This is a genomic window from Roseovarius dicentrarchi, assembly GCF_003316635.1.
Lineage (GTDB): Bacteria > Pseudomonadota > Alphaproteobacteria > Rhodobacterales > Rhodobacteraceae > Roseovarius > Roseovarius dicentrarchi.
Genome location: NZ_QNQP01000028.1, coordinates 1 through 20,443 on the forward strand (window position 1 = coordinate 1; position 20,443 = coordinate 20,443).

Annotated in this window: 27 protein-coding genes; 11 read left to right on the plus strand and 16 right to left on the minus strand. The window is 60.4% G+C overall.

Translation table 11 applies throughout. The features are described from left to right. The first annotated feature begins 426 nt into the window (after positions 1–426). The 7 genes from DQ230_RS14995 (at position 427) to DQ230_RS15020 (ending at position 6,087) form a co-directional block, all read left to right on the plus strand. Complete coding sequence (locus DQ230_RS14995; protein ID WP_238987555.1) at positions 427–1,626, plus strand: N-acetyltransferase DgcN family protein; 1,200 nt, start codon at positions 427–429, stop codon at positions 1,624–1,626. Continuing rightward, positions 1,623–2,744: an alanine/ornithine racemase family PLP-dependent enzyme gene (locus tag DQ230_RS15000; protein WP_113913423.1), complete on the plus strand. Its 1,122-nt coding sequence runs from the start codon at positions 1,623–1,625 to the stop codon at positions 2,742–2,744. The genes DQ230_RS14995 and DQ230_RS15000 overlap by 4 nt, the downstream gene beginning before the upstream one ends. 48 nt (positions 2,745–2,792) lie before the next feature. Beyond that, positions 2,793–3,029 carry a hypothetical protein gene (locus DQ230_RS17150; RefSeq protein WP_162497466.1) on the plus strand — a complete coding sequence of 79 codons (237 nt, stop codon included), beginning with the start codon at positions 2,793–2,795 and terminating at the stop codon, positions 3,027–3,029. Positions 3,030–3,156: 127 nt separating this feature from the next. Next, positions 3,157–3,438 carry a hypothetical protein gene (locus tag DQ230_RS15005; RefSeq protein ID WP_113913424.1) on the plus strand — a complete coding sequence of 94 codons (282 nt, stop codon included), beginning with the start codon at positions 3,157–3,159 and terminating at the stop codon, positions 3,436–3,438. Between the two features lie 158 nt (positions 3,439–3,596). Then, positions 3,597–4,349, plus strand: a complete 753-nt coding sequence (locus DQ230_RS15010; RefSeq protein WP_203228091.1) for a transglutaminase-like domain-containing protein — start codon at positions 3,597–3,599, stop codon at positions 4,347–4,349. 336 nt (positions 4,350–4,685) lie between these two features. Beyond that, positions 4,686–5,219 carry a hypothetical protein gene (locus DQ230_RS15015; RefSeq protein ID WP_113913425.1) on the plus strand — a complete coding sequence of 178 codons (534 nt, stop codon included), beginning with the start codon at positions 4,686–4,688 and terminating at the stop codon, positions 5,217–5,219. Positions 5,220–5,568: 349 nt separating this feature from the next. Continuing rightward, positions 5,569–6,087, plus strand: a complete 519-nt coding sequence (locus DQ230_RS15020; protein WP_238987556.1) for a transglutaminase-like domain-containing protein — start codon at positions 5,569–5,571, stop codon at positions 6,085–6,087. Positions 6,088–6,397: 310 nt separating this feature from the next. Here DQ230_RS15020 and DQ230_RS15025 read toward each other — a convergent pair whose 3' ends face one another. The 15 genes from DQ230_RS15025 to DQ230_RS15090 are packed head-to-tail and all read right to left on the minus strand — an operon-like array spanning position 6,398 to position 17,895. Continuing rightward, the gene (locus DQ230_RS15025) at positions 6,398–7,474 is read right to left on the minus strand and encodes a TrbL/VirB6 family protein (protein WP_113913427.1); all 1,077 of its coding nucleotides are present in this window, start codon (positions 7,472–7,474) and stop codon (positions 6,398–6,400) included. Between the two features lie 12 nt (positions 7,475–7,486). After that, complete coding sequence (locus DQ230_RS15030) at positions 7,487–7,897, minus strand: hypothetical protein (RefSeq protein WP_113913428.1); 411 nt, start codon at positions 7,895–7,897, stop codon at positions 7,487–7,489. After that, positions 7,894–8,088 carry a DUF4177 domain-containing protein gene (locus tag DQ230_RS15035; protein WP_113913429.1) on the minus strand — a complete coding sequence of 65 codons (195 nt, stop codon included), beginning with the start codon at positions 8,086–8,088 and terminating at the stop codon, positions 7,894–7,896. Before DQ230_RS15035 ends, DQ230_RS15030 begins: the two co-directional genes overlap by 4 nt. Next, a complete protein-coding gene (locus DQ230_RS15040) occupies positions 8,085–9,071 on the minus strand; it encodes an ATPase, T2SS/T4P/T4SS family (RefSeq protein WP_113913430.1) in 987 nt (328 codons plus the stop codon). Before DQ230_RS15040 ends, DQ230_RS15035 begins: the two co-directional genes overlap by 4 nt. A gap of 4 nt (positions 9,072–9,075) precedes the next feature. Continuing rightward, a complete protein-coding gene (locus DQ230_RS15045) occupies positions 9,076–10,455 on the minus strand; it encodes a TraB/TrbI/VirB10 family type IV secretion system protein (protein WP_113913431.1) in 1,380 nt (459 codons plus the stop codon). Next, the gene (locus DQ230_RS15050; RefSeq protein WP_113913432.1) at positions 10,452–11,147 is read right to left on the minus strand and encodes a TrbG/VirB9 family P-type conjugative transfer protein; all 696 of its coding nucleotides are present in this window, start codon (positions 11,145–11,147) and stop codon (positions 10,452–10,454) included. The genes DQ230_RS15045 and DQ230_RS15050 overlap by 4 nt, the downstream gene beginning before the upstream one ends. Before the next feature lies 1 nt (position 11,148). Further along, positions 11,149–11,805 (minus strand): VirB8 family type IV secretion system protein, encoded by a 657-nt coding sequence (locus DQ230_RS15055; protein WP_113913433.1) that lies wholly within the window; start codon positions 11,803–11,805, stop codon positions 11,149–11,151. Between the two features lie 14 nt (positions 11,806–11,819). After that, positions 11,820–12,629 carry a type IV secretion system protein gene (locus tag DQ230_RS15060; RefSeq protein WP_113913444.1) on the minus strand — a complete coding sequence of 270 codons (810 nt, stop codon included), beginning with the start codon at positions 12,627–12,629 and terminating at the stop codon, positions 11,820–11,822. Beyond that, positions 12,629–13,783 (minus strand): lytic transglycosylase domain-containing protein, encoded by a 1,155-nt coding sequence (locus DQ230_RS15065; RefSeq protein WP_203228092.1) that lies wholly within the window; start codon positions 13,781–13,783, stop codon positions 12,629–12,631. The genes DQ230_RS15060 and DQ230_RS15065 overlap by 1 nt, the downstream gene beginning before the upstream one ends. Continuing rightward, positions 13,773–13,940 (minus strand): hypothetical protein, encoded by a 168-nt coding sequence (locus DQ230_RS17275; protein ID WP_203228093.1) that lies wholly within the window; start codon positions 13,938–13,940, stop codon positions 13,773–13,775. Before DQ230_RS17275 ends, DQ230_RS15065 begins: the two co-directional genes overlap by 11 nt. Further along, a complete protein-coding gene (locus tag DQ230_RS15070; protein ID WP_113913435.1) occupies positions 13,937–16,312 on the minus strand; it encodes a VirB4 family type IV secretion/conjugal transfer ATPase in 2,376 nt (791 codons plus the stop codon). The genes DQ230_RS17275 and DQ230_RS15070 overlap by 4 nt, the downstream gene beginning before the upstream one ends. Then, complete coding sequence (locus DQ230_RS15075; RefSeq protein ID WP_113913436.1) at positions 16,302–16,580, minus strand: VirB3 family type IV secretion system protein; 279 nt, start codon at positions 16,578–16,580, stop codon at positions 16,302–16,304. Before DQ230_RS15075 ends, DQ230_RS15070 begins: the two co-directional genes overlap by 11 nt. Next, complete coding sequence (locus DQ230_RS15080) at positions 16,573–16,866, minus strand: TrbC/VirB2 family protein (RefSeq protein ID WP_105236508.1); 294 nt, start codon at positions 16,864–16,866, stop codon at positions 16,573–16,575. Before DQ230_RS15080 ends, DQ230_RS15075 begins: the two co-directional genes overlap by 8 nt. After that, positions 16,863–17,483: a lytic transglycosylase domain-containing protein gene (locus DQ230_RS15085; RefSeq protein ID WP_113913437.1), complete on the minus strand. Its 621-nt coding sequence runs from the start codon at positions 17,481–17,483 to the stop codon at positions 16,863–16,865. Before DQ230_RS15085 ends, DQ230_RS15080 begins: the two co-directional genes overlap by 4 nt. A 43-nt stretch (positions 17,484–17,526) precedes the next feature. Next, complete coding sequence (locus DQ230_RS15090; RefSeq protein ID WP_108693745.1) at positions 17,527–17,895, minus strand: hypothetical protein; 369 nt, start codon at positions 17,893–17,895, stop codon at positions 17,527–17,529. Positions 17,896–18,106: 211 nt separating this feature from the next. Between DQ230_RS15090 and DQ230_RS15095 the strand changes: the two genes are divergently transcribed. From DQ230_RS15095 to DQ230_RS15105, 3 genes are all read left to right on the plus strand, one after another. Next, complete coding sequence (locus tag DQ230_RS15095) at positions 18,107–18,358, plus strand: hypothetical protein (RefSeq protein ID WP_113913438.1); 252 nt, start codon at positions 18,107–18,109, stop codon at positions 18,356–18,358. A 124-nt stretch (positions 18,359–18,482) separates the two neighbouring features. Then, a complete protein-coding gene (locus DQ230_RS15100; RefSeq protein ID WP_064223256.1) occupies positions 18,483–18,740 on the plus strand; it encodes a helix-turn-helix domain-containing protein in 258 nt (85 codons plus the stop codon). A 166-nt stretch (positions 18,741–18,906) separates the two neighbouring features. After that, on the plus strand, positions 18,907–19,131 hold the full coding sequence (locus tag DQ230_RS15105; RefSeq protein WP_064223257.1) for a hypothetical protein: 225 nt from the start codon (positions 18,907–18,909) through the stop codon (positions 19,129–19,131). 102 nt (positions 19,132–19,233) lie between these two features. Here DQ230_RS15105 and DQ230_RS17280 read toward each other — a convergent pair whose 3' ends face one another. Further along, positions 19,234–19,989: a hypothetical protein gene (locus tag DQ230_RS17280; protein ID WP_203228094.1), complete on the minus strand. Its 756-nt coding sequence runs from the start codon at positions 19,987–19,989 to the stop codon at positions 19,234–19,236. A gap of 202 nt (positions 19,990–20,191) precedes the next feature. Here DQ230_RS17280 and DQ230_RS15115 point away from each other — a divergent pair, with 202 nt between their 5' ends. Next, positions 20,192–20,440, plus strand: a complete 249-nt coding sequence (locus tag DQ230_RS15115) for a FitA-like ribbon-helix-helix domain-containing protein (RefSeq protein ID WP_064223258.1) — start codon at positions 20,192–20,194, stop codon at positions 20,438–20,440. Positions 20,441–20,443 lie beyond the last annotated feature (3 nt).

Here is a 20,443-nt window from a genome sequence, read left to right on the forward strand (position 1 = left end):
CGAAACTATCCGAACCGAAACATGATCGCAGGCAGATGATCAGCCGTGCCCGAGCTGTCCGGGAATTACTGAAACGGCTGTCCGGGAATTAGCGTAATCGCTGTCCGGTATTTTTGAAATCCGCACCTGTGAGGCTGTTGCCGTTCCGGAGAACGCCTATTTCGACGATGCAAGTTACGGCCCGGGCTGGCAGTGCAATCGCGGCTTTGCAGAGTCCGACGACGGCTGCACAGAGATTGACCTCCCCGACAATGCGCATCTCGACGGATCGGGAAACCGGTGGGAATGCCACAGGAATTACCAGCGATCGCAGGGGCGTTGCGTCCTGAACGACTAGCGCTCGCAATCCAAATTGAAACGCGGCTCGCCCGTCCAAACGCTTCATGTGATCGGACCGGGGAAAACCCGCTTGGCAAAGGAATAATCATGGAATCGGACAATGTAGAAAACTCGATGACAAGGCTGTCAACGATGGGGCCGCAAGCTCCACCTGACGTATCCGCGTCCCGTCGATCTCACACCAACAAAGATGTAACAAAAGGGGTGCCTACCGCAGTTGTCTATTCCGAGGGAAACTTCGGGCAGGTCGACGGCAAGACCGCGAATGGGCTTGTCCGTCACAGCCAGGCCTACCGCATTCTATCGGTCATCGACGGCCGACTTGAAGGGCGCGACAGCGGGCAGGTGCTGGACAAAGTGAGCAACGGCATTCCCATCCTTGAAGACCTCGAGGCTGCGGTTGCGCACGAGGTGCATATCCCCGACACTTTGATCTATGGGATGGCCCCCTCTACAGGGCGACTCTCACCTGCGGATCGAAGCGTTGTTCTGAATGCGATCGGGCTTGGCATGAACATCGTGAGCGGGCTGCATGAATATCTGTGCGATGACACAGAAATAGCCAACGCGGCGTCAGTTCGCAATGTCACGATCCGCGATATCCGCAAACCGAAACCCAGCAAGGACATGCGCCTCTTTGATGGCAGTGTCGCCGGTGTTAAAGCGCTGCGGATTGCCGTTCTGGGAACCGATTGCGCCATTGGAAAGCGGACAACGGCGACCGTATTGGCACAGGCCCTGAATGCCAGCGGCATCAACACAGTGCTTGTCGGCACGGGCCAGACTGGCCTGATGCAGGGCGCGAAATACGGTATCGCAATGGATGCCGTGCCGCCCCAGTTCTGCTGCGGTGAGCTTGAAGGCGCGATTGTTGGCGCTTCTGAAGCGGAACAACCGGATGTCATTCTGATCGAAGGTCAGGGTGCACTCAGCCATCCCGCGTTTTGCACTTCAGCCTTTATCCTTCGGGGGAGCCAGCCGGACGCGGTCATCCTTCAGCACGCGCCCAAACGTGCCCACCGCTGTGACTTTCCCAATATGCCGATGCCTTCTGCCGCCAGTGAGATCGCCTTGATCGAAGCCTTTGCCGATACAAAGGTCATCGGTATCACCCTCAATCACGAAGGCATGACAGAGGTCGAAATCACCGAAAGCATCGCGGCCCAATCCCACAAACTCGGGTTGCCCGTTACCGATGCATTGGCCAGACCCGTTGCACATCTGCATGCGATGGTAGTCGCTGCATATCCGGGTTTGATGCAAAGGTCGCCCGTGGCCGCGATATGAGCTGCCCGCGCATCGAGGTGGATCTCAGCAAGATACGTCGTAACACGCGGACCCTTGTTAAGCGCTTAGGCCCGCGTGGGATCGGCGTAACAGGCGTGACCAAGGCTGTCTGTGGGCATCCTGCGATCGCTCAGGCCATGCTCGATGGTGGGGCTGCAGGGCTTGCAGATGCACGTATCAGCAATGTGCAAAGGCTACGCGCGGCAGGCATGACAGACTCTATCACTCTGATCCGCACGCCGATGTTGAGCCAGGCCGATCAAGTCGTTCAGTCTTGCGAGACAAGTTACAACACTGAGATTTCGGTCATTTCAGCGTTGGCTGCAGCCGCGATCCGTAAAGGAACAGTTCACGGTATCGTATTGATGGTCGAGATGGGCGATCAGCGGGACGGGATACGACCCGAGAACTTGGCAGGTGTTGCGCAGCAGGTCATGCAAATGTCTGGGGTCGCGTTGAAAGGCATTGGCGCAAACTTTGCGTGTTTGAACGAGCGCGCTCCCACGACGTCTCAAATGGCCGCTCTGAATGCCTTGGCGAACGAGATTGAGGGTGCGTGCGGCCCGTTCCTCAAGATCGTGTCTGGTGGCAACTCAGCCAATTTACCGTGGGCGCTTGGCGAACACGCGACGGGTCGCGTCAACGACCTCCGTCTGGGTGAGGCGATCCTTCTGGGAGTTGAGCCCGTGTCTGGAGACCAGATCGGCGGAATGCACACGGACGCCTTCACTCTTGTTGCCGAAGTTATTGAAACGGGTGCAAAACCTCCGCCTTTCCCTATCGCCCTCATCGATCCCACTAGGGAACGACTTCGCATTGTGACACCCAGTGGTGCCTCTGCACGCATAATCCTCGCGATGGGGCATCAGGACACCGACATTCTGGGGCTTTCAATGCCTGTTGGAAGCACATTGATCGGTGCGACTAGCGATCATCTTGTCATTGGAACGGCTCGACCTCTGCCAACGGTGGGTTCCGAGTTAAAATTCCGCATTAATTACAATGCGTTGATGCATGCCATGTCTGCACCAGACATCGAAGTGAAACTGCTGGGCGATCCACCCACACGCCTATCACGGCGCACCCAAGGCGAGGTCGGCCACTTGGCGTTGGTGTGAAAGACCTGCTTGGTCGGGTTGACCCTAAACCACAAAGGAAACTGAAAAATGACGAAACTCACAAAAAACACTCTGTTCAAAGTGTATGACTCCAAACCGGAAACCCCGATGGATAAGACGACGCGTGTTGTCAGACAAATGGTCGACGAAGAAACGGAAAAACGTGATGCCAAGAATTCCCGACTGCGCAACGCCCGCCTTGAAAGAGAAGCGAACACGCCACCAGAAATCAAAGCTTCAGCAGCGTCCAAGTCGCGTCGCACGAAAGCCGCCTCAACGCGGTAGTTGAACTTCGGCGGCTATGTTTGCGTGATGTGCTCCGCCGGGCAATGGTCACTTCAATCGGGCGGAAATCGGCCAGGGCTGCTCCCAGAACTTCCCAACACTCCCTGCCGATCACAAGGAACCATCCATGACAAACGCAGAGCGATCCCCAGAAAAAATCCACTATATCTGCCAGACTTATGTTGAGATGAAAGCTGGGCGCAACGGGCAGACTGGCCTGAAAATTGCCAAGCAACTTGAATATTCCACAGCTTCAGAAGCACAAAACAGAGCCGAACGAGAGGCTCAATCAGAAGATTGCGCAGGTGCGGACGCCTATATGGTGACGGAAGATCCAGCCAGTGGAGAAGTTGGCGAACCGAGCTTCCTCGTAAGGCTTGGTAAGGTTCCAGAACTTGACGATTTCTAGAATCCTGAAAATGGCCGCAGTCTATTTGGACTTCCGGCTCTCCGTTGGGGCGTGCAGTCTTGGACGGTGATCGTGACATGGCAAAGCGCGGCCGCGCGTCTGGCATGCGGGTCAGCATAGGGTGTCGTCTGCGATACAATTTCCCCCAGCCGACGCCCATGATCGCGATGCTGAACGTGCACTATTCGCGCTTCGGCGACTTGGAGCGCGCGGACTATCTCGTGACCTCCCCCAGCGTGCCGCTCGAAAGCTACCGGGATGGCTTCGGCAACTGGTGTACGCGCATGCTGGCTCCGGAGGGCGACTTCACCCTGTCGACAGACGGCATCTTCCGCGATACCGGCCAGCCCGATCCCGTCTTTCTCGACGCGCAGCAGCACGCGGTTCAGGATCTGCCGTTCGAGACACTCGTGTTTCTACAGGGGAGCCGGTATTGCGATACCGATCTTCTCTCGGAGGAAGCCTGGCGACTTTTCGAGACCACGGAACCCGGTTGGCCCCGCGTCCAGGCGATCTGCGAATTCGTGCACGCACATGTCCGCTTCGATTATATGGAGGCGAAAGCGACGCGCACCGCATCGCAGGCAATGGCCGAGCAACAGGGCGTCTGCCGCGACTTTGCCCATCTCGCCATCGCTTTGTGTCGCTGCATGAACATTCCGGCACGCTACTGCACCGGATATCTGAGCGACATCGGTGAACCTCTTCCGCATCCGCCGGGGGACTTCGCCGCGTGGATGGAAGTCTTTCTCTCTGGTGAATGGCATATGTTCGACCCGCGGAACAATAAGCCGAGGTTTGCGAGAATTTTGATTGCGCGCGGGCGCGATGCCGCCGATGTGCCGCTGACCCAGACATTTGGTCAGAACACTTTGACGGAATTCAAGGTCTGGACGGATGAATTGGCCTGAATGATCTTGGCCTCCATTTTGATACACCATCGTAAATCACGTCGCCAATCCCCATATATAAAGTACCGATGTCAAACATCCCGGTCCGTCATGGATGAGGAGTTGGCACCGGCCAATCAAAGGATTGATGACATGTCCTTCAAGGACCTGACCGCCAGGGCTGCGGCCGCATTAAAGCTGAAGCCTGCAAAGACCCCTTCCGAAGAGAACGAGACCAAGCCTGCCGGCAAGGAAGCGCCAGCGAAATAAGAGACATCTTGGGGCCTGCTCAAGCTGCGCGCCCCATTCTCAAGGGGCGCGCGGACAACGGAAACAACAAGGGAGAGGATTACGCCGATGGAAGATCTGACGAGCAGGACCGTTGCGGTTTTCGTCCGACCGTTCACCGTTCCAGGCTTTGCCGAGACGCTCCCGGCAGGAGAGTACGAGATCGAAACGGAGTTGGTTTCGCCCCCGGATCAAGAGGATCCCGAGGCGTGGAAGGCCTCCGTCCTTGTAAAGCTTCACCCCCAAACATCGTATCCCGGACTTGCGCGGACTCTGACCGTTTCCCTTGCCGACCTCGACGACGCACGTGCCAGGGACAAGCTGACGGGTAAGGCGCTATCCGACTTCTTCCTCAAAGAAATGCTGGCGGATCCGATGGTGCGCCTCGTGATGAAGGCCGACGGTGTCTCCGAGGCGCATCTGCGACATCTCTATTCGGACCGCAATACGCCTGATCCCGATCAGGGTGGGCGGGCATCGATCACAACCACTCAAAAGACGCCGGACGATGCACCAATACAGACTGCCGAAAACGAAGGCATTTCGACAGCGCCGGAAACACTGTCGCTATCGCAAGGCCGCCAAGTCGCGGGACAGACTTGATGTCGGACGAGGCCATGGCCGAAGGCGAACGGCCATACATTACGACCGTTCGGGCCCGGCGCGACGTTCCGCAGGAGCGCCAATGCCTGCGGTGCGAAACCCTTTTCTGGAGCGAAGGGTTCGGAGAGCGGATCTGTCGGCGCTGCAAGGGATTGAACGCCTGGCGAAACGCCGTGCCCGATAGCTCCGGGTCATCGCGCCGGCCTGGCCCGTTTTTGCCATCTCCGCTTCTGCCATCGAGTACCCGTTCCTCTATTCAGCCGACGAATGGACGGATCTGGGCGCGCTGACGACCCCGCAATACGCCGACCCGGACGACCGTTTTGCCCGATGGGTCGAGAGCTTTGTCATGGGGCGCCCAACAGACACGCTGTCGTTGCTGAAGGACATCAGCAATGGCGTGTTCACGCAGGTTTCCTACCAGAGCCGCGATGACGAAGGCACCCAGTCGCCGATCGAGACCCTCGACCGGAGATGGGGCTCGTGCCGCGATTTCGCGGTCCTGCTTGCAGAGGCAGCCCGCCGTCTTGGCCTGGGGGCCCGCATCGTCTCTGGCTATCTCTCCGACCCCGAAACAAGCCTCGTTGGGTCGGCGGGTTCAGGATCTACACATGCCTGGGTCGAGATATTCATCCCCGGCGCCGGTTGGATTGCTTTCGATCCAACGAACCGGAGCGTCGGGTCCGGAAACTTAATACCGCTCGCTGTGGCCCGGAACATCGCGCAGGTCACGCCGGTAGCAGGCACGTTCCTTGGTTCGAACTCCGATCTGCTTTCGATGGAAGTAGTGGTGAGGGTGGAGAAGGCTTCGTCCCCCAACGACTCGTTTCTAGCCCAAAAAGGCAGGGTGGACATCGCGCCTGTCTGATGACGTCAAGTCTGATAGACTTGCAGAGTCCAGTCTTAGCCAATTAATATCAATAGCTTAGCTTATGGAGAAGGTTCAACGCCGGTCGCGTTCCATCCAGCATTCGCCCATCAAACCAGTTTTTTGTAGGGCGCTCTCGGATTTCTTCTGGAGGAACGGTCAGACAGTCCTACGAAATCAGGCCTATAACCAGTGAGAATGTGCAAATCGTGTGTAATTCGAATTCAAGGATCGCAAAGCGTTATGAACCGGACATTGGCGCAAGTGCAGCAAAATAGTAGTTTCTCCCCCGTTGCGGCCATCAGACCAGTCACCGTCGCCCAAGCCGTCCCAATCTAGCCAGCTGCGCCAGCATTTTTGACCCTGCGTCAGTGGATCCTGTGCCGCCTCCGGAACCCGTCTGCCCCATGCCTTGCCTCGCGGGCATCTGCTGCACGCCAAAGAACTGCCGCGCCCTGAGGGCTGCGTATTCTGCGCCGCTTGCGCCTCCGATTAGGTAGCGGTTGTAGGCCTGCTGGCTTCCCATGGCGGCGCGGGCAAAGCTGTAGCCGCCGCCGAGACCTCCGGAGAGGGCGGGCATCATGATGTTGCCGGAGATCGCGCGGACGATAAACGGCGTGGCGATAATGAAGCCCTTGGCCATGAGCACCATCATGAAGAAGGGGATGAGCGCGCCGATGTTGGAGGCGCCTTCCGGGTCGCCCAGCTCGGCAAGTAGGGCGCGCGAGACACCCGTGATCGTTGCGAACACACCGGCAACGACAATCGGGTACATCGCAAAGGAAATCAGCGCCGAAAGCCAGCGCGCGAAATAGTCCTTGGTCACTTCGAAGAGGGTAAGGAAAATCATCACCGGGGCGATCCCGATCAGAAGCGCGATCATCAGTCGGGAGGCCACGAGGATGAAGGCGGCCAGCCCGCCGAGGATCGAGAGCAGAAGCACACCGACGATGTCGAGCATGGCGCCAGCCATCCAGTTCAGCTCGGACCCGGCAGCGTTCAGATAGTCGCCTAGCTCCGCGATCAGGCGGTCGAATTCTTCGGCGAAAGTTCCAGAGGGTCCCGGACTGCCGCCGCCGACCGAGGCCACCAGCGCGCCCGCGATACTGTCGATCCCATAGAGAATGGCAGACGAGAACGCGTTGAACTGCATCCAATTGGTCGCGAATATCCCGATGAGCCCGATCTTGACCGCGAGCCAGAAGGCTGTGTGCCCATCCATGGCCCGATATTGATAGATCATGTTGATGCCGACGAGGATCACCACCAGCGTTGTCCCCAAAACCAGGAGCGTGCCGACCGTTGCCGCAACCGCACCAAACTGGGTCTCAGCGGCGGTGTCGAGATAGGCTTGGGAGGTTTCAACGAAGTAGGTGACGACACTCATCGCGGGGCTGCCTTACCAATTGCCTGCGGCGTCGCAGATGGCCTTGGCGGCAGTTCGGGCGGCGTTGGCGCGGCGGTTGTAGCCATCCGAGGCTTCGAGCATTTCCCATCGTTCGTCGCTCGCGTGGCGCTCATGAAACACCGCCTCGGCCGCGTCCCAGGACGGGAACCGGGTCGCGCAGTCGCAGTTGCCGATCTCGACGACCCGCTCGAGATTCTGGGCGCGATAGATGTCCTGAACCAGAACCCGCTGATAGGCTTGGCGGAGCGGAATTTCCTGCATCCAGACGGGCTCGGCGGGCCGGTCCGGACAGACGTCAAAGCTGCGATCGAGGGTTGGCACTAGGTTGCGCTCGGCAACGGCGAAGGCGGGCGTCAGACTTAGGGCCAACGCAGCCAAGGTGAGGTGCTGCGCCTGCCTCATGCCGTGGCTCCAGCGGGTGTAATTTCGCGTTTCAGAAACACCGTGTGCCCGATATTGGCGAATTCCGAAGTGCTGATCGACACCACCTCCCAGCCTTCCGCACCTTTGGCATTCAGGCTGGCCTGCATGTCGGCAAGGCTGGTTTTTCGGGTCATGGGAAAGGACAGGATATCGTATTCAAAGGTCTTCATGGGGAAGTTCCAATTTCAGTTGCGCCGGGGAGGTAGAATTCCGTGATGCCGCGTTTGCCGTCATGGCGACCGGCCTGGATGATTACGTCGATGGAGTTCTCGATGTACTGGATCATGTCGGCATAGGTCATCGGGATCTCGGTCTTGAGGGCCGCGATCGCGAGGCGTTGTACGGCCAGTTGCGGGGTTTCGGCATGCAGCGTGGTCATTGAGCCGCCATGGCCAGTGTTGATGGCTTCCAGAAAGGTCATGGCCTCCCTGCCGCGCACCTCGCCCAGGATGATCCGGTCGGGGCGCATGCGCAGCGTCGCGGTGAGAAGCACATCGGCGGTCTGGAATTCCGCGTCACGATTGGCGATGAGGGTCACGGCATTTGGCTGGGTCGGTAAAAGCTCGGCCGCTTCTTCGATGGTCACGATGCGTTCCTCGACCGGTACGTAAGAGAGGATCTTGCGCGCGGCGACGGTCTTGCCGGTGGAGGTGCCACCCGAGACGATCATGTTGAGTTTGTTCTCGACGCAGAAGGCCAGCGCATCATCGATCAAACCCGCGGCCACCACTGCGCGCAAGGCGCGCTTTTTTTCGACGCGCAGGTCTTCGAGCTTGCGCTCTTTTCCGTAGAGGAAATCGAGCGCAATGCCCTCGAGTGGTAGGCTCGAGAAGAACCGCAGGCTAATCGACATGGCCGACAGCACGGCGGGCGGGGTGATGACCTGTGCGCGGATCGGGCGCCCCTTGTAGGTGATCGAAACCGAGACGATGGGGCGGTCCTTGCTCATCGTGGTATTGGCTGATGAGGCGATCTGGTTGCCGAGGTCCCTGACCTGAACGCCGGTCAGCCTCTGGTCCAGCGCGCGCATGAAGTGATCGCCCTGGAATTCGCCCCAGCAGGTGCCATCAGGGTTGATGCAGATCTCGATGACATCGTCGCGAGCGGCGGCGTCGATCCGGTCGAGCGAGGTTTCGAGATAGCTCAGCGACATGGGCTCAGAATATCTCCAGATCGCGATCGACCATGACCGTGACGCGTGCGCCTTGGTCGACATAGATGACGGGGCCGATGGAGAGGTAATCACCAATGACGCTGTCCGTGGCATCTGCCAGATCATCGCCCACGTCTTCGAGAACGTCGGCGGCAGTCTCATCCTGGACCTCGGATGCGGCGGCACCAGGTGCCGCGGAAATCAGCGAAATCAGGGCGGCCGACCCGAAACGCTCGGCAAAGCGCGTGTCCACGAAACCCGTGACACCGGAACGTCCCAGTTCATCGCCCCCGAATGAGCTGATCTGGACGGTCTGGCCCGCGGGCAGGATGATCCGGTCCCAGGCGATCGTGACGCGGCGCTGCGCGATATCGACGCCAGCGCGGTAGCGCCCGATGAGACGGGATCCGCGGGGGATCAAGAGGCGCACGCCATCGACGCTGTAGACATCCTCGGACACCACGGCACGGGTCTGGCCGGGTAGCGAGCTGTCGAGGGCGGTTTCCATGACGGCGTGGATCATTGTGCCCTGGATGATGGTGTTGGAAGGATTGGCGATCACCTCGGCCTGCGTCACGGTGGAGGGCAGCGCACCGTTCAGCACGAAATCCGTCACCTCGCCAAAAGTGCGTTCAGTCAGAGCCGTTTCATTCGCTCCGGAGGCACCGCCAAAAGCGATGGTGGGCGAGGCGATGCGCCGCTCCTGGAAGGCGCGTTCCTCCGCGGCGCGGCGCTCCAGCTCGGCCATGCGCCGGGCTTCTTCCTCGCGGCGCAGTCGCTCTTGCTCGCGTGCGCGCAGCTCATCTTCCGTGGGGCCCGCTGGCGCGGCTTGCGGTCGGCTGGCCTCGAGTTGGGCCAGTTCCAGATCCATGCGTAATTGCTCAAGGCTGCGATCCCGCGCCGTCAGTTCGTCCTGGAATCGTTGCTGTGCGGCTTCCGAGGCGGCTTGCAGCGCCGCAATCTGAGCGGTCAGCGCGTCGATCGCCTCTGCGGCGGCGGTGTCTTCCTCGACGACCGGTTCGGGGGCGTTGCGCAATTCCTCGATCTGAGCCTGCAGCGCGGTGATCTGCGCCAGAAGCTCCGCGTTGGGCTCGACGGGGTCTGGTCCGACGAATACAACCTCGGGCTCGGGCGGGGGCAAGGTCTCGATAGCGCCAAAGCCATCCCCTTCGCTTTGGAAGACGTCCGGAGTGGCCGTCGGCAAGGCTTCCTCTTCGTCGGGCTGTGAGAGGACATAGAGCAGGGCACCACCTGCGCCGATGACGAGGACCACGATCAGCGCGAGAAGGGGCGACCGGCGCTGCGCCGCCGTGGGGGCGCGGGCACTGCCTTTCTCAAGGGCGGCGAGGCGTTTTTCCAGCTCGGTGTTCCCGGTATCGCTCATGAGGCGGCCTCCGCGGGCGGGATCGCCTCGATGCAGACCACCTCTTCGCCAAGTCGCAGGACCCATTGGCGATTTACGCCGCTGACGCGGATCACGCCGTCTTCAGGGGTTTGCGTGTTGACCGTGCGCTCGCGGCCGCCCGCGTAGCGGAAGATCGCGGGCACAGGCGCGTTTCTTGGAAAGGCGAAATACGTGAACGTCCCGTCATCCCAGATGCGGGTTGGTGTGAACTCGGTCCGCGCGCTGGCACCGTAGTTGTAGTTCGGCGCTTGGGCCGCGATGGCCCGGGTCGGGCGCGCAGCGTCGTCAGGATAGCGGAACTGCACCACATAGAAGGTGGGGCTGCGGACCTCCTCGACGTTGAAATAGTAGCTGCGCCGGTTCGTGTAGACGGTCACATTGGTATGGACACCGCGCGCGACGGGCTTGATCGCGAATGCCTGACCACCGGGGACGCCATCGATCTCAAACCCTTCCGTGTCGCCCGCGATAATCGAGCGGATGCTTTCACCCTCTCCAAACTCGATGGTGGTGACATGGGTGAGCGAGACGCTGAGGCGGTAGACCTGGCCTTCCTGGTAGGTGGCCAGCCGCACACGACTGTCATTTGGACCACCGCGCGGGATCGCTTCGGCAAAGGCAAGGCCGGGCAGCAAAACAAATATGGCAGCAACAAAGAACTTATTGATCAAACTAATTCTCCAATCTGTCGGAGCGGATGGAATATTCGCGCACGGTAAACCCAAATGGATTGGTCCAGACCTCGTCGATGGAGCGACGGGTTTCGGGACGGAACTCGAAGAGAAGGGTCGCGGTGAAGAGCCCGGTTTGGGTGCCGTTGATGGAGGTCAGACGCTTGCGCAGGCGCACCGTGGCGCGGTTGGTGCCGATCCGGTTGATGCTGAGGATTTCCACGTCGAGCCGGGCATTGGGGCCATAGACGGTCGGCGGATAGTTTTCATTTGCGCTGTTCCATATCTGGCGCAGCCCGCTCTCGGCGGCCCCGTCCGAGCGGCGCAGGACGCTGCGGATGCGCAGATCGTTATCGAGCTGATTGTAGACCTCGCGGTCGGTCACATAGCGGAAGACCTCCGCCTCGATGATCGCCTGGTTGGCGGTGACGGATGTGGCCCCAACGGACGCCTCGGGCAGGGCAAAACCAGTGGCGGGATCATAGGGGACAACGACGGGGGGCGGGTCGACATCGAGGATCGCGACTGCTGCTGCGCTCAGACAGCCGATGATGCCGAAGACAAGGCCCATCAGGCCAAGGCGTTGCCAGAGCCGTTCGCGGCGCAGCGCGCCATAGACCAGTTCTTCCTCGATGATTTCTTGTTCACTCGCCACCATTCATGCCCCCGCGATCACTCGGCCCGCAGGTCCGGCAAGGTGAAATCCATGAAGCGCTGCTCTTCGGCGATGGTCGCGGCATCGATCACGCCTCCGGTGCCATCGCCCACGGTTTGCACCGCTTCGAGCTGCCACATGGCGACCAGCGCAATGGCGAGCTCCGCGGTCACGCGCGTGTTGAGATCGATGCTTTCCTTGAGTTCGTCCATGTCGTCGATGAGTCCGACAAGGCGGTCTACCCGCTCGAGCGATTGGCCGGCATCTTCATAGCTGTTCTGGGCGGCGGCTGAGACGAGTGCGCCAGTTGTTGCCTGTGTCGCCACGCGGTTGGCCCCGGGATTGCCGCTCGTGGCCATTTCCGAGAGGGTGTCCTCGTCAAAGCCGAGGTCGGCCAGCACCCGGTCCATCTGGGTTTCGATCTCGCCTGCGCCAGAACCGGACAGGCCGGAGAAATCCCCAGTCTTGATCGCCTCAATCGTGGCGAGGATGTCCCCGAACTCCTGGTCGAGCAGGCCATTGAGTTCGTCTTCCATCTCGGTGCGAATGATTTCTGGCAGCTCGGCGAGGCGGGTGAGGGCCTCGTAGGTTCTTTGCAGCTCCGCGAGTTGGTCCGTGAGCGTGGCAAGCTGTTCGCGGAGCTGCGTCAGCTGCTCGTTTTGCAGAATCTCGTCCTCGATCATCTGCCGGAGCTGCTGGATGTTTTGCGCGATGTTCTGGGTGTCGACGACGGGCACGCCTTGCGCGAGGGCAGGGGATAGGGCGCCAAGATGCAGACCGATCCCAAGTGTCGTGGCCAAAGCTGTCCTCAAGAGCAGATGTCCCATCATTCAATCTCCCTGATCGTAAAATCCATGAACGCGCTTTCGGCCATGCGAGCGCTGGCCTGGGCCAGCTCTTCGGCGGAGAGCACGCGGGTGCGGGCGGCCTGAAGCCGGATGCGGGCAGCGACGAGGCGCACGAGTTCGGCGCGGGCATAGGTGTTGAGTGCGATGCTTTCCTGCACGTCTTCAGTCTCGGAAATCCGTTCGACGATATCCGCAATACGCAGGGCGGCTTGCCTGATCGCGGCGGGCGAGTTGTTGCCATAGAAGGCCGCGCCGTGCCCGGTGATTGAGAGGTTGGCATTGGCCAGAAGCGCGGGGTCGATCGTGCCAAGCGCATCGATCCCGCCGATACGGGTCAAATAGAGGTTATAGCGTTCAGGGATGACCGACACGTAGTGCTGGGTCTCGCGGAAGGGTGGCACGCCGCCATACTCGAAAACCCGGCCGGGTCCGGCGTTATAGGCCGCGAGGGCGTTGATGATGTTGCCATCAAATGTGTTGAGCTGAGTCGCGAGATAGCGCGCGCCGCCATGCACCTGCAGATAGGGGCTGTCGTAATATTCCGGGTTGATGCCGAGATCGCTGGCAGTGCCAGGCATGATCTGGGTGAGGCCATAGGCGCCGACGGGAGACCGTGCCCCAATCGTAAACCGGCTTTCCTGCCAGATCAGGGCTTGAAGCAGCGCGCGCCATTGGACGGGGGAGAGCCCTGCGCGGCCGACACCCGCAAAGCCGCTGGTCTCCTGAGCCACGCGGATGATGAGCTGCTCTATGTTTTCTGCCGCATCCCCGAACATCTGCGCACCGCCGGGATTGGGATCGATCTCGCCCGTGCCATAGACGGCTTCCACGGCGCGGTCCGGATCGCCGCTGCCGCTTTCCAGCCCCGAGACCATAGCCGGCAAGCCCTGACCGCCGAAGCTGGTCTGGGCATCGAGGATGCGTTGCAGGGTTTCCAGCTGTTCGCGCTCGATCTCCGCGATGAGTTCGCGCACGGCGAGCTTGTCGGCCTGAACGGCCAAGTCAGCCTCGCGATCACCGGTCTCGACGATGTCACGCGCGGTCAGCCCATTGTCATTGGTCGGCACACCTTGAGACAAGGCGAGACCAGGCAGCAGGCAAAACGCGAGGATATGAGGCAGGCTAGATTTCAATGTCGCCCTCCGGGGTGCCAAGGGGCGTGAAGTCACAATCAGGCGCGACGGGTGCTGTGGACGCAAGGAATGTGAAGCAGTTCGCCTGCGGTTCCTGGTACTGGGCGCAGGAAGCCAGCGCGCCGAGCGCAGCCAAAGCGATAAGAATACGGATCATGAAAGCCTCCAAAAATCTGGGCGGTCGCGGTAATCGGCGCCGACGAGCGCCTCGCCCTTTTCCATGCCGCCAAGGATGGTGAGATTGGGCCCAAGGGCGCTCAGATCGGCATCGACGACGATCGAGCCCTGATCGTCACGGATGAGCGCCAAGCGGCTGTTGCTGCCCGTGTTGAGAAGGACGTCGAGCTCCTTCTCCGTGAGGTTCAGCATGGCGTAGTCTGCAGGCTGCGCGCGGATATTTGGCAGCAGGATCTGTGTCGGAACGGCTTCGACGATGGTCTTGCCGGTCCGGGTGCGCTCGAGCTGGCTTGCGTATTGCGTCATCATCACGGCGACGGTGTTCTGCTTGCGCGCGGTCACCAGCCAGTTCGACAGCCGTTCGGCGAAATACGCGTTGTCGAGCGCCTTCCAGGCCTCGTCGATCACGATGATGGTGGGGCGGCGATCCTCGATCTCGCGTTCGACTCGGCGGAAAAGATAGGAGAGGACCGCCATCCGCTCCTTGTCGGCCTCGCTGTCGAGAATGCCGGTCAGATCGAAGCCCACCACATCGCCCTTGAGCGAGAACGTGTCCTCGAGGCTCTGGCCGAAGATCCAGCCATAGCGGCCGTCTTCGGTCCACTCGAGCAGGCGCTGGTGCAGATCGCCGCCATCATCGGTGGACACAAAAAGCGATGCGAAATCCCGCCAGTTCCGCAGGGCCGGGTTGGTGGCCTGGGCATTCTGGCGCACGACTTCCTGGATGCGGTTGGTCTGTGCCGGCGTCAGAGGCTTGTCGTCGCGGTAGAGCAAGGTCGTAAGCCAGTCCGAGAGCCAGGCGGTGCCGCGGGCATCGGTCTCTGTCCAGAGCGGGTTGAGACCCGTGGGCTGGCCGGCGTTCAGAGACGCGTAGCGCCCGCCATTGGCGCGCACCGCCATCTCCATGCCAAGACGGTAATCGAAGACGAAGATCCGCGCCCCTGCGCGACGGGCCTGGGTCATCAGAAAGGCTGACAGCACCGATTTGCCGGACCCGGGCCGCCCCATGATCAGGGTATGGCCGCTGGTCGGTTCTTTGTCGGGCGAGCCCTGCTCGTGATAGGAAAACCGGTAGGCGCTCTGCTCCGGCGTGGGCAAATATGTGACGACCCGGCCCCAGGGGGTAAGTGCTGCAGGTTTGCCGAGCTGTGTCCGGTGGAAGGCCGCAAAATCCGCGAAGTTGCGGTTGGTGACGGCGCTGGCGCGGACGCGCTTTGGCTGGTTGCCGGGGTGCTGGCTGAGGTAATGCGCCTTGGCCGCGACCCGCTCGCCAATCATCTTCACGCCTTCGGTTGCGGCGGCGTTCACGATCTCGGCGCTGAGGGTTTGCAGTTCTTCGAGCGTGTCGCAAAAGAGCGTCACGACCATGTGGTGTTCGCCGAAGCTCTGGCGCTTGGCCTCGAGATCATCGGCGGCGATGTCGAGGGCTTCCATCAGTGAGAGGGCGGCGTCCTGGCTCGCCTGCATCTGCCGCTTTTGCCGCTTGATGCGGCCCGCCATGAGGTTCGAATTGATCGGCGTGAAGGAATGCGTGACGATCATGTCGACCGGCAGGTTCAGCATGTCGAACATGGTGCAGGAGGTGGCCTCGGAGTATTCCCCGATCGTGAAGCTCTTGCCGTAGCGATGGCCCACCACGCCTTCCGAGAGCTCGAAATGGTCACCGTGGAACGTCACGCGGGTATTGGCGACGTTGAAGGACAGAAAGCCGTAGGTGTTGGCCGGGTAGAGCGGCAGCTCGGTGCCCGTGTTGAGCGCGCCCAAAAATCCCACCAATTCCCCCGATGCAGCTGACAGCAGGCGCGGCTTGAGCTCGGTAAGCCCCGAGAGGAAGACGTTCACGGCCTCACCGAGGCGCTGCAGGCGTTTGCGGGTCTCCTCCTTCAGTCGGTCCGGCGCGCTGCGGCTCAGGAACGGCAGGAGGCTTTTCGGAGGCGGGCGGTGAATGACGGTGAGCGTCAGTGTTTTGTCGCGGAGCCCGCTGGTCTCGAGTTTCGCGCGCCAGCGCCGGTCCACCTCGCCCGCGAAGCTGTCCTCACGGATGGGGTCGAGATCAGGTTTGATGGCCTTGGAGACCTTGTGGACGTAATAGCTGAACTCCGGCCCAAGCTGCGCGATGATGCGGGCAAAAAGCGCCGTCACCTTGTCGAGATAGGCATCATCCGTGGTGTAGCTGTTGATCCCCTCGAGCCGGATGCAGCGGAAGAGTTCGTTCACCCGGGTCCGCACGGTCTGATCATCGACGAGGCTCACATAGGGCAGCATATGTGCGAGGCGGGTCTCGCGCGCATACCAGTCCGGCGTCATTGTGCGGGGATCGAGTGCATCATCAGGGGCTTCATCACGGGGCATAGCTGTCCCCGCCATGAATGGACCTGTTGCGCGTGGGTGGTGTCTCCTGCAGGGCCGTCATCATCACGTCGATGAAACGCGGGTCCCAATCGGCAGCCTTCCAAAGCACCGGGTAGAGCAGGGCAGCGACACCCAGCACCGCGATGTGCTGGACCCAGACGAAAAAGAGCACCGAACCGAAGAGCCAGACCATCGCATACATGATGGGCAGGCCCAGAAGCTTCGGCGGGCGCACGAGGCCGAGAAAGAGAGGCGAGCGTTCAGCCACCGGCAAAGACCGCGGCAACGATCGTGGGGGCGGCGGCGACACCAGCGATGCCTACGAGGACCCAGAGTGCCTGGCGCAGGTCAATGATGTTGAAGAACCAGCTCAAGAAAATGCCAAGGACCGCGAGCGTTGCGATGACCACACCAAGGGGTCCGGTGAGCGCATCGACAATGCCCTGCAACAAGCTTTGGATCGGGGAGAGATCGATGCTCTGTGCAAGGGCGGGCTCGGCAATCAGCAGGAATAGCGCCAGCGAGGCGACAAAGAGGTTTGAAATCTGTTTCATGAATTTGATCCTTCCAATCGGGCCACGACGGCCATGACGCGGGCCACGTGGTTCTGGGTTTCTCGGTAAGGGGGAATGCCACCGTGTTGGCGCACGGCGTCCGGCCCCGCGTTGTAGGCCGCCAGCGCCAGATGCGGATCGCCGAAGCGCTCCAGCATCATCGCGAGGTAGCGGGCAGAGCCCTCCAGGTTCTGTTGGGGGTCACGCGGGTCAACGCCGAGATCAAGGGCAGTGATGGGCATCAATTGGCCCAGACCAATGGCGCCCGCGCTCGAGATGGCATCCTGCCTGTAGGCGCTCTCCACTTCGATATTGGCCCGGTAGAGAGCTAGCCAATCCGTGACGGACAGTCCCGCGCGGCGCAAACCGGGATGGCCGGCATAACGCAGGGCTGTTGCCTCGATGTCCGAGAGAAGGTCTGCACGGGGCAGGAGTGCTGGCTGGGCGAGTGCCGCAAACCTCAGCGCGTCAGGGTTGGGCGCTGCTTCCGTCTCACCAAGAATGGCCAAACCATCGGACGCCGATCCCTGACCAACGCCGTCATTGTAGTTCCGGGCAAAACCGCTCTGAGACCGCGACGGGGTCAGAGAACCGTCGCTCTCCATGACCAGGACCATTTGCGCTGAGGCTGGCGCGGCAACCAGCCAGAGACAGACGAGGTTAGTTGCCAGCGCCCTTGTCTGAGGGGGCTTTGTCTGGCCGGGTGAGTTTGTGCGTACGGCTTGTACCCGCCTCAAGCGGCAGGTCGACATGCGTAAAACCAAGGCCAATGAAGAAAGACACCACGCCGGAGATCGTCTTGAACTCGCGGATCTTGATATCGTTGTAGGTCGTCCGCGTGCGGGCGGTGACGAGGAGCTTTTCCACCCCGTCATCAGAGACAACGCGCATGATCCAGGCCCCGTAATAGCTGGGGCCTTTCTTATGTGCCGACTCCTGGCACAAAATTTCTGCGCTATGGCCGCTTTCCACGAGCTCGCGGAACCTGGCTTCCGTAACCACATTTGGTGCTTCGATGTCCCAGTTCATGGCCCGGCTCACGCTTTCTCCAATGGCGCAACCCTGGGCATTCCCACTTGAAGCCCAGAGTTACGATAGTATACTATCAACCGCAAGATGTAATATCGTGCTGTAGCTGTAGTTTTGGTTACGCAAACACTAGTCACGGTTAGTGTCCGCGATCAAGGAGATAACAGGTTTGAGAAACCCAAGGTTGACAGGCCTGCGCCCATTGCAAGCTATGGTCCTTCTGATCTTTGTTCCGGGGCCGGTTTTGGCGGAATCCTGCTTTGCCCCTGCCCGTCCTTTCCTGCCCAGCGATTCGCAGGCGGCGCGGGACTATGCGGATATCATCCGTGGCGACTTCGAAGATTACATCCAAGATATCCAGAGCTATTTCCGTTGCCTCGATAGCGAACGCGCCCGCGCTTTCGAAGAAGCGCGGGAAGTCAGCGAGGACTATGGCCGATTTCTGCAATTGGTAGGGGATTGATGGGCAGCCTTGGGAGCATCAGACTTGCAGCCCATGGAAACCAGACGCCGATAACACCCTCATATATCTACTTTTTAGATAACAGATTTCATCCGCTAGCGACGTCACAAAAGGTATGTGACGCGTGGCAAAAACAATCAGAAGCAAAGGGCAGGTGGCACTCTGCCAAGCATTGGTCGACGCCCGCATCAATGCGGGCCTCGGTCAGGAGGACTTGGCGATCAAGCTCAAGTGCCATCAATCCCTCGTGGCGCGCATTGAAAGCGGCCAGCGCCGGGTCGACGTCGTCGAGCTGGTCGTCCTTGCCCGCGCCATCGGCTTTGACCCCTCCGAGGTTCTGGCGATCGTTGAAGCCGCCACGGAGCCCGACCACCGGATTTGAGCCATTTCATCTTTCGAGAACACGGGAGCTGACTTCTCCCGGTGTGAATTCGTTACCGCGAGGCCGAACAGTAACCGATTTTAACGAGGCCCGGCATACGGTTGCAGCAAACGTTTTGGATCTGAGCTGCTATCCGCAACGCCAAATTGCAGGAAGTCAGTAAACAGTGAACGAAAATGAGGTTGAAGGCATCGCGATCGCCAATTTGATTGCAGCCGATGAAGAAACCATTGTCGGCTGGGTTTATCGCTGGAACACAGGTGCTCTGGCAATCCGGTGGGACATCCATGGCCCGCAGCGCGTCTCAAAGATTTTCCCGGATCTCTGCGATGCCGATAAAGCTGAAATTGACTTCGCTTCTCTCACGCAGCTGCCCTGTCGCAACGACTGACATGGTAGAATATGGCCTTTATGGCCCTCGATTGCGTGAGTGTGCCTGCGTAGCAGGTTTGATTTCATACAGGCTCTGCGCGACGTCGCTGCGCCTCAACAGTCAGTAATTGACCTGCTCGAAGCCGTAATTCCCGCTATAGTCACGCCACTCCACGAAGACGGATCTGTGATAAATGCTCGGGCAGTGCTCGCCCCACCGCTCGAGACCGGCATGTGCAGCAGGAAGCGCTGCGGGTGACGACGCCCTCCAAGAAAAATCGCCCTGGATCCCGTAGGTGCCGAGGACAACGACGGCGCTGCGGTTGCAGTCGCCATCTCGCCCGGATTCGTGCTGGCGGGCATAACGAACGTCAAAGACGCGAATGGAGCGCACGAAATTGAATTCCGGCCCGCTGATATCGATGTCGGCGCGGTCTTCTACGAGCTGGAGAGCGTAATCAGCCCGCACGAGGTTCCCCCAGACAGCGTCGGACCCTTTCAGCCCGAGCATTCCGCCTGCCTCGGCAGCCTGATCGAAGAGCGGGGCTGAAGAGTTTGGTGGGGTTCCTGAACCACCATATAGGGCATCGAAGATCCGGTCGGTGGGGCGCGACCTGGCAGGCCCATCGTAAGACGCACCCATGGGGCAGCGCCAAATCTGAAGCGGCGGCTCCACCGGCCAGGGTGTGATGCGCCGGATGAACTCGGCCCGCGCGCGTGCGCATGGCACAGAAGCCGGCCAGCCACCGGACAAACACAGCAAGATGGCGCAGTCGATCGGATAGGTTTGGGCGCGGGCTTGCGTGGGAACTGTTGGGCCGGACAAGGCGAGAGCTAAAAAGGCCGCCAGAGCGAGGTTTTTGAATTCGAAACGCATGGCAAGGACCCTTGACAATCTTCACCCAGCATACATACGAAAATATACTATTGCAACATTGATGATGCGTATAACAGTTGCGGTGATCAGCAAGATCGCGAGCTGACAGCGTCGGCTTGCCCACCCTGAGGAAACCATGCGTTCCAGCGATTAGCCTTGATCGCATTGATTGCGATGATTACACTCCTATCAGGAGGAGATCATGGCAAGCATTACCATCCGGAACCTTGACGATGACGTGAAGCGCCGCCTTCGCATCCGTGCGGCTGAGCACGGCCGTTCGATGGAAGAGGAGGCGCGCGAGATCTTGCGCCATGTTGTCGGCGAAGCGAAGCCATCCCACGATCTTGCCGCGGCCATCCGCGAGCGGGTCGCGCCTCTGGGTGGCGTTGATCTCGACCTTCCGCAGCGTGAAGCCATGCGTGAACCGCCCGCGTTCGACCAGGCCTGACGC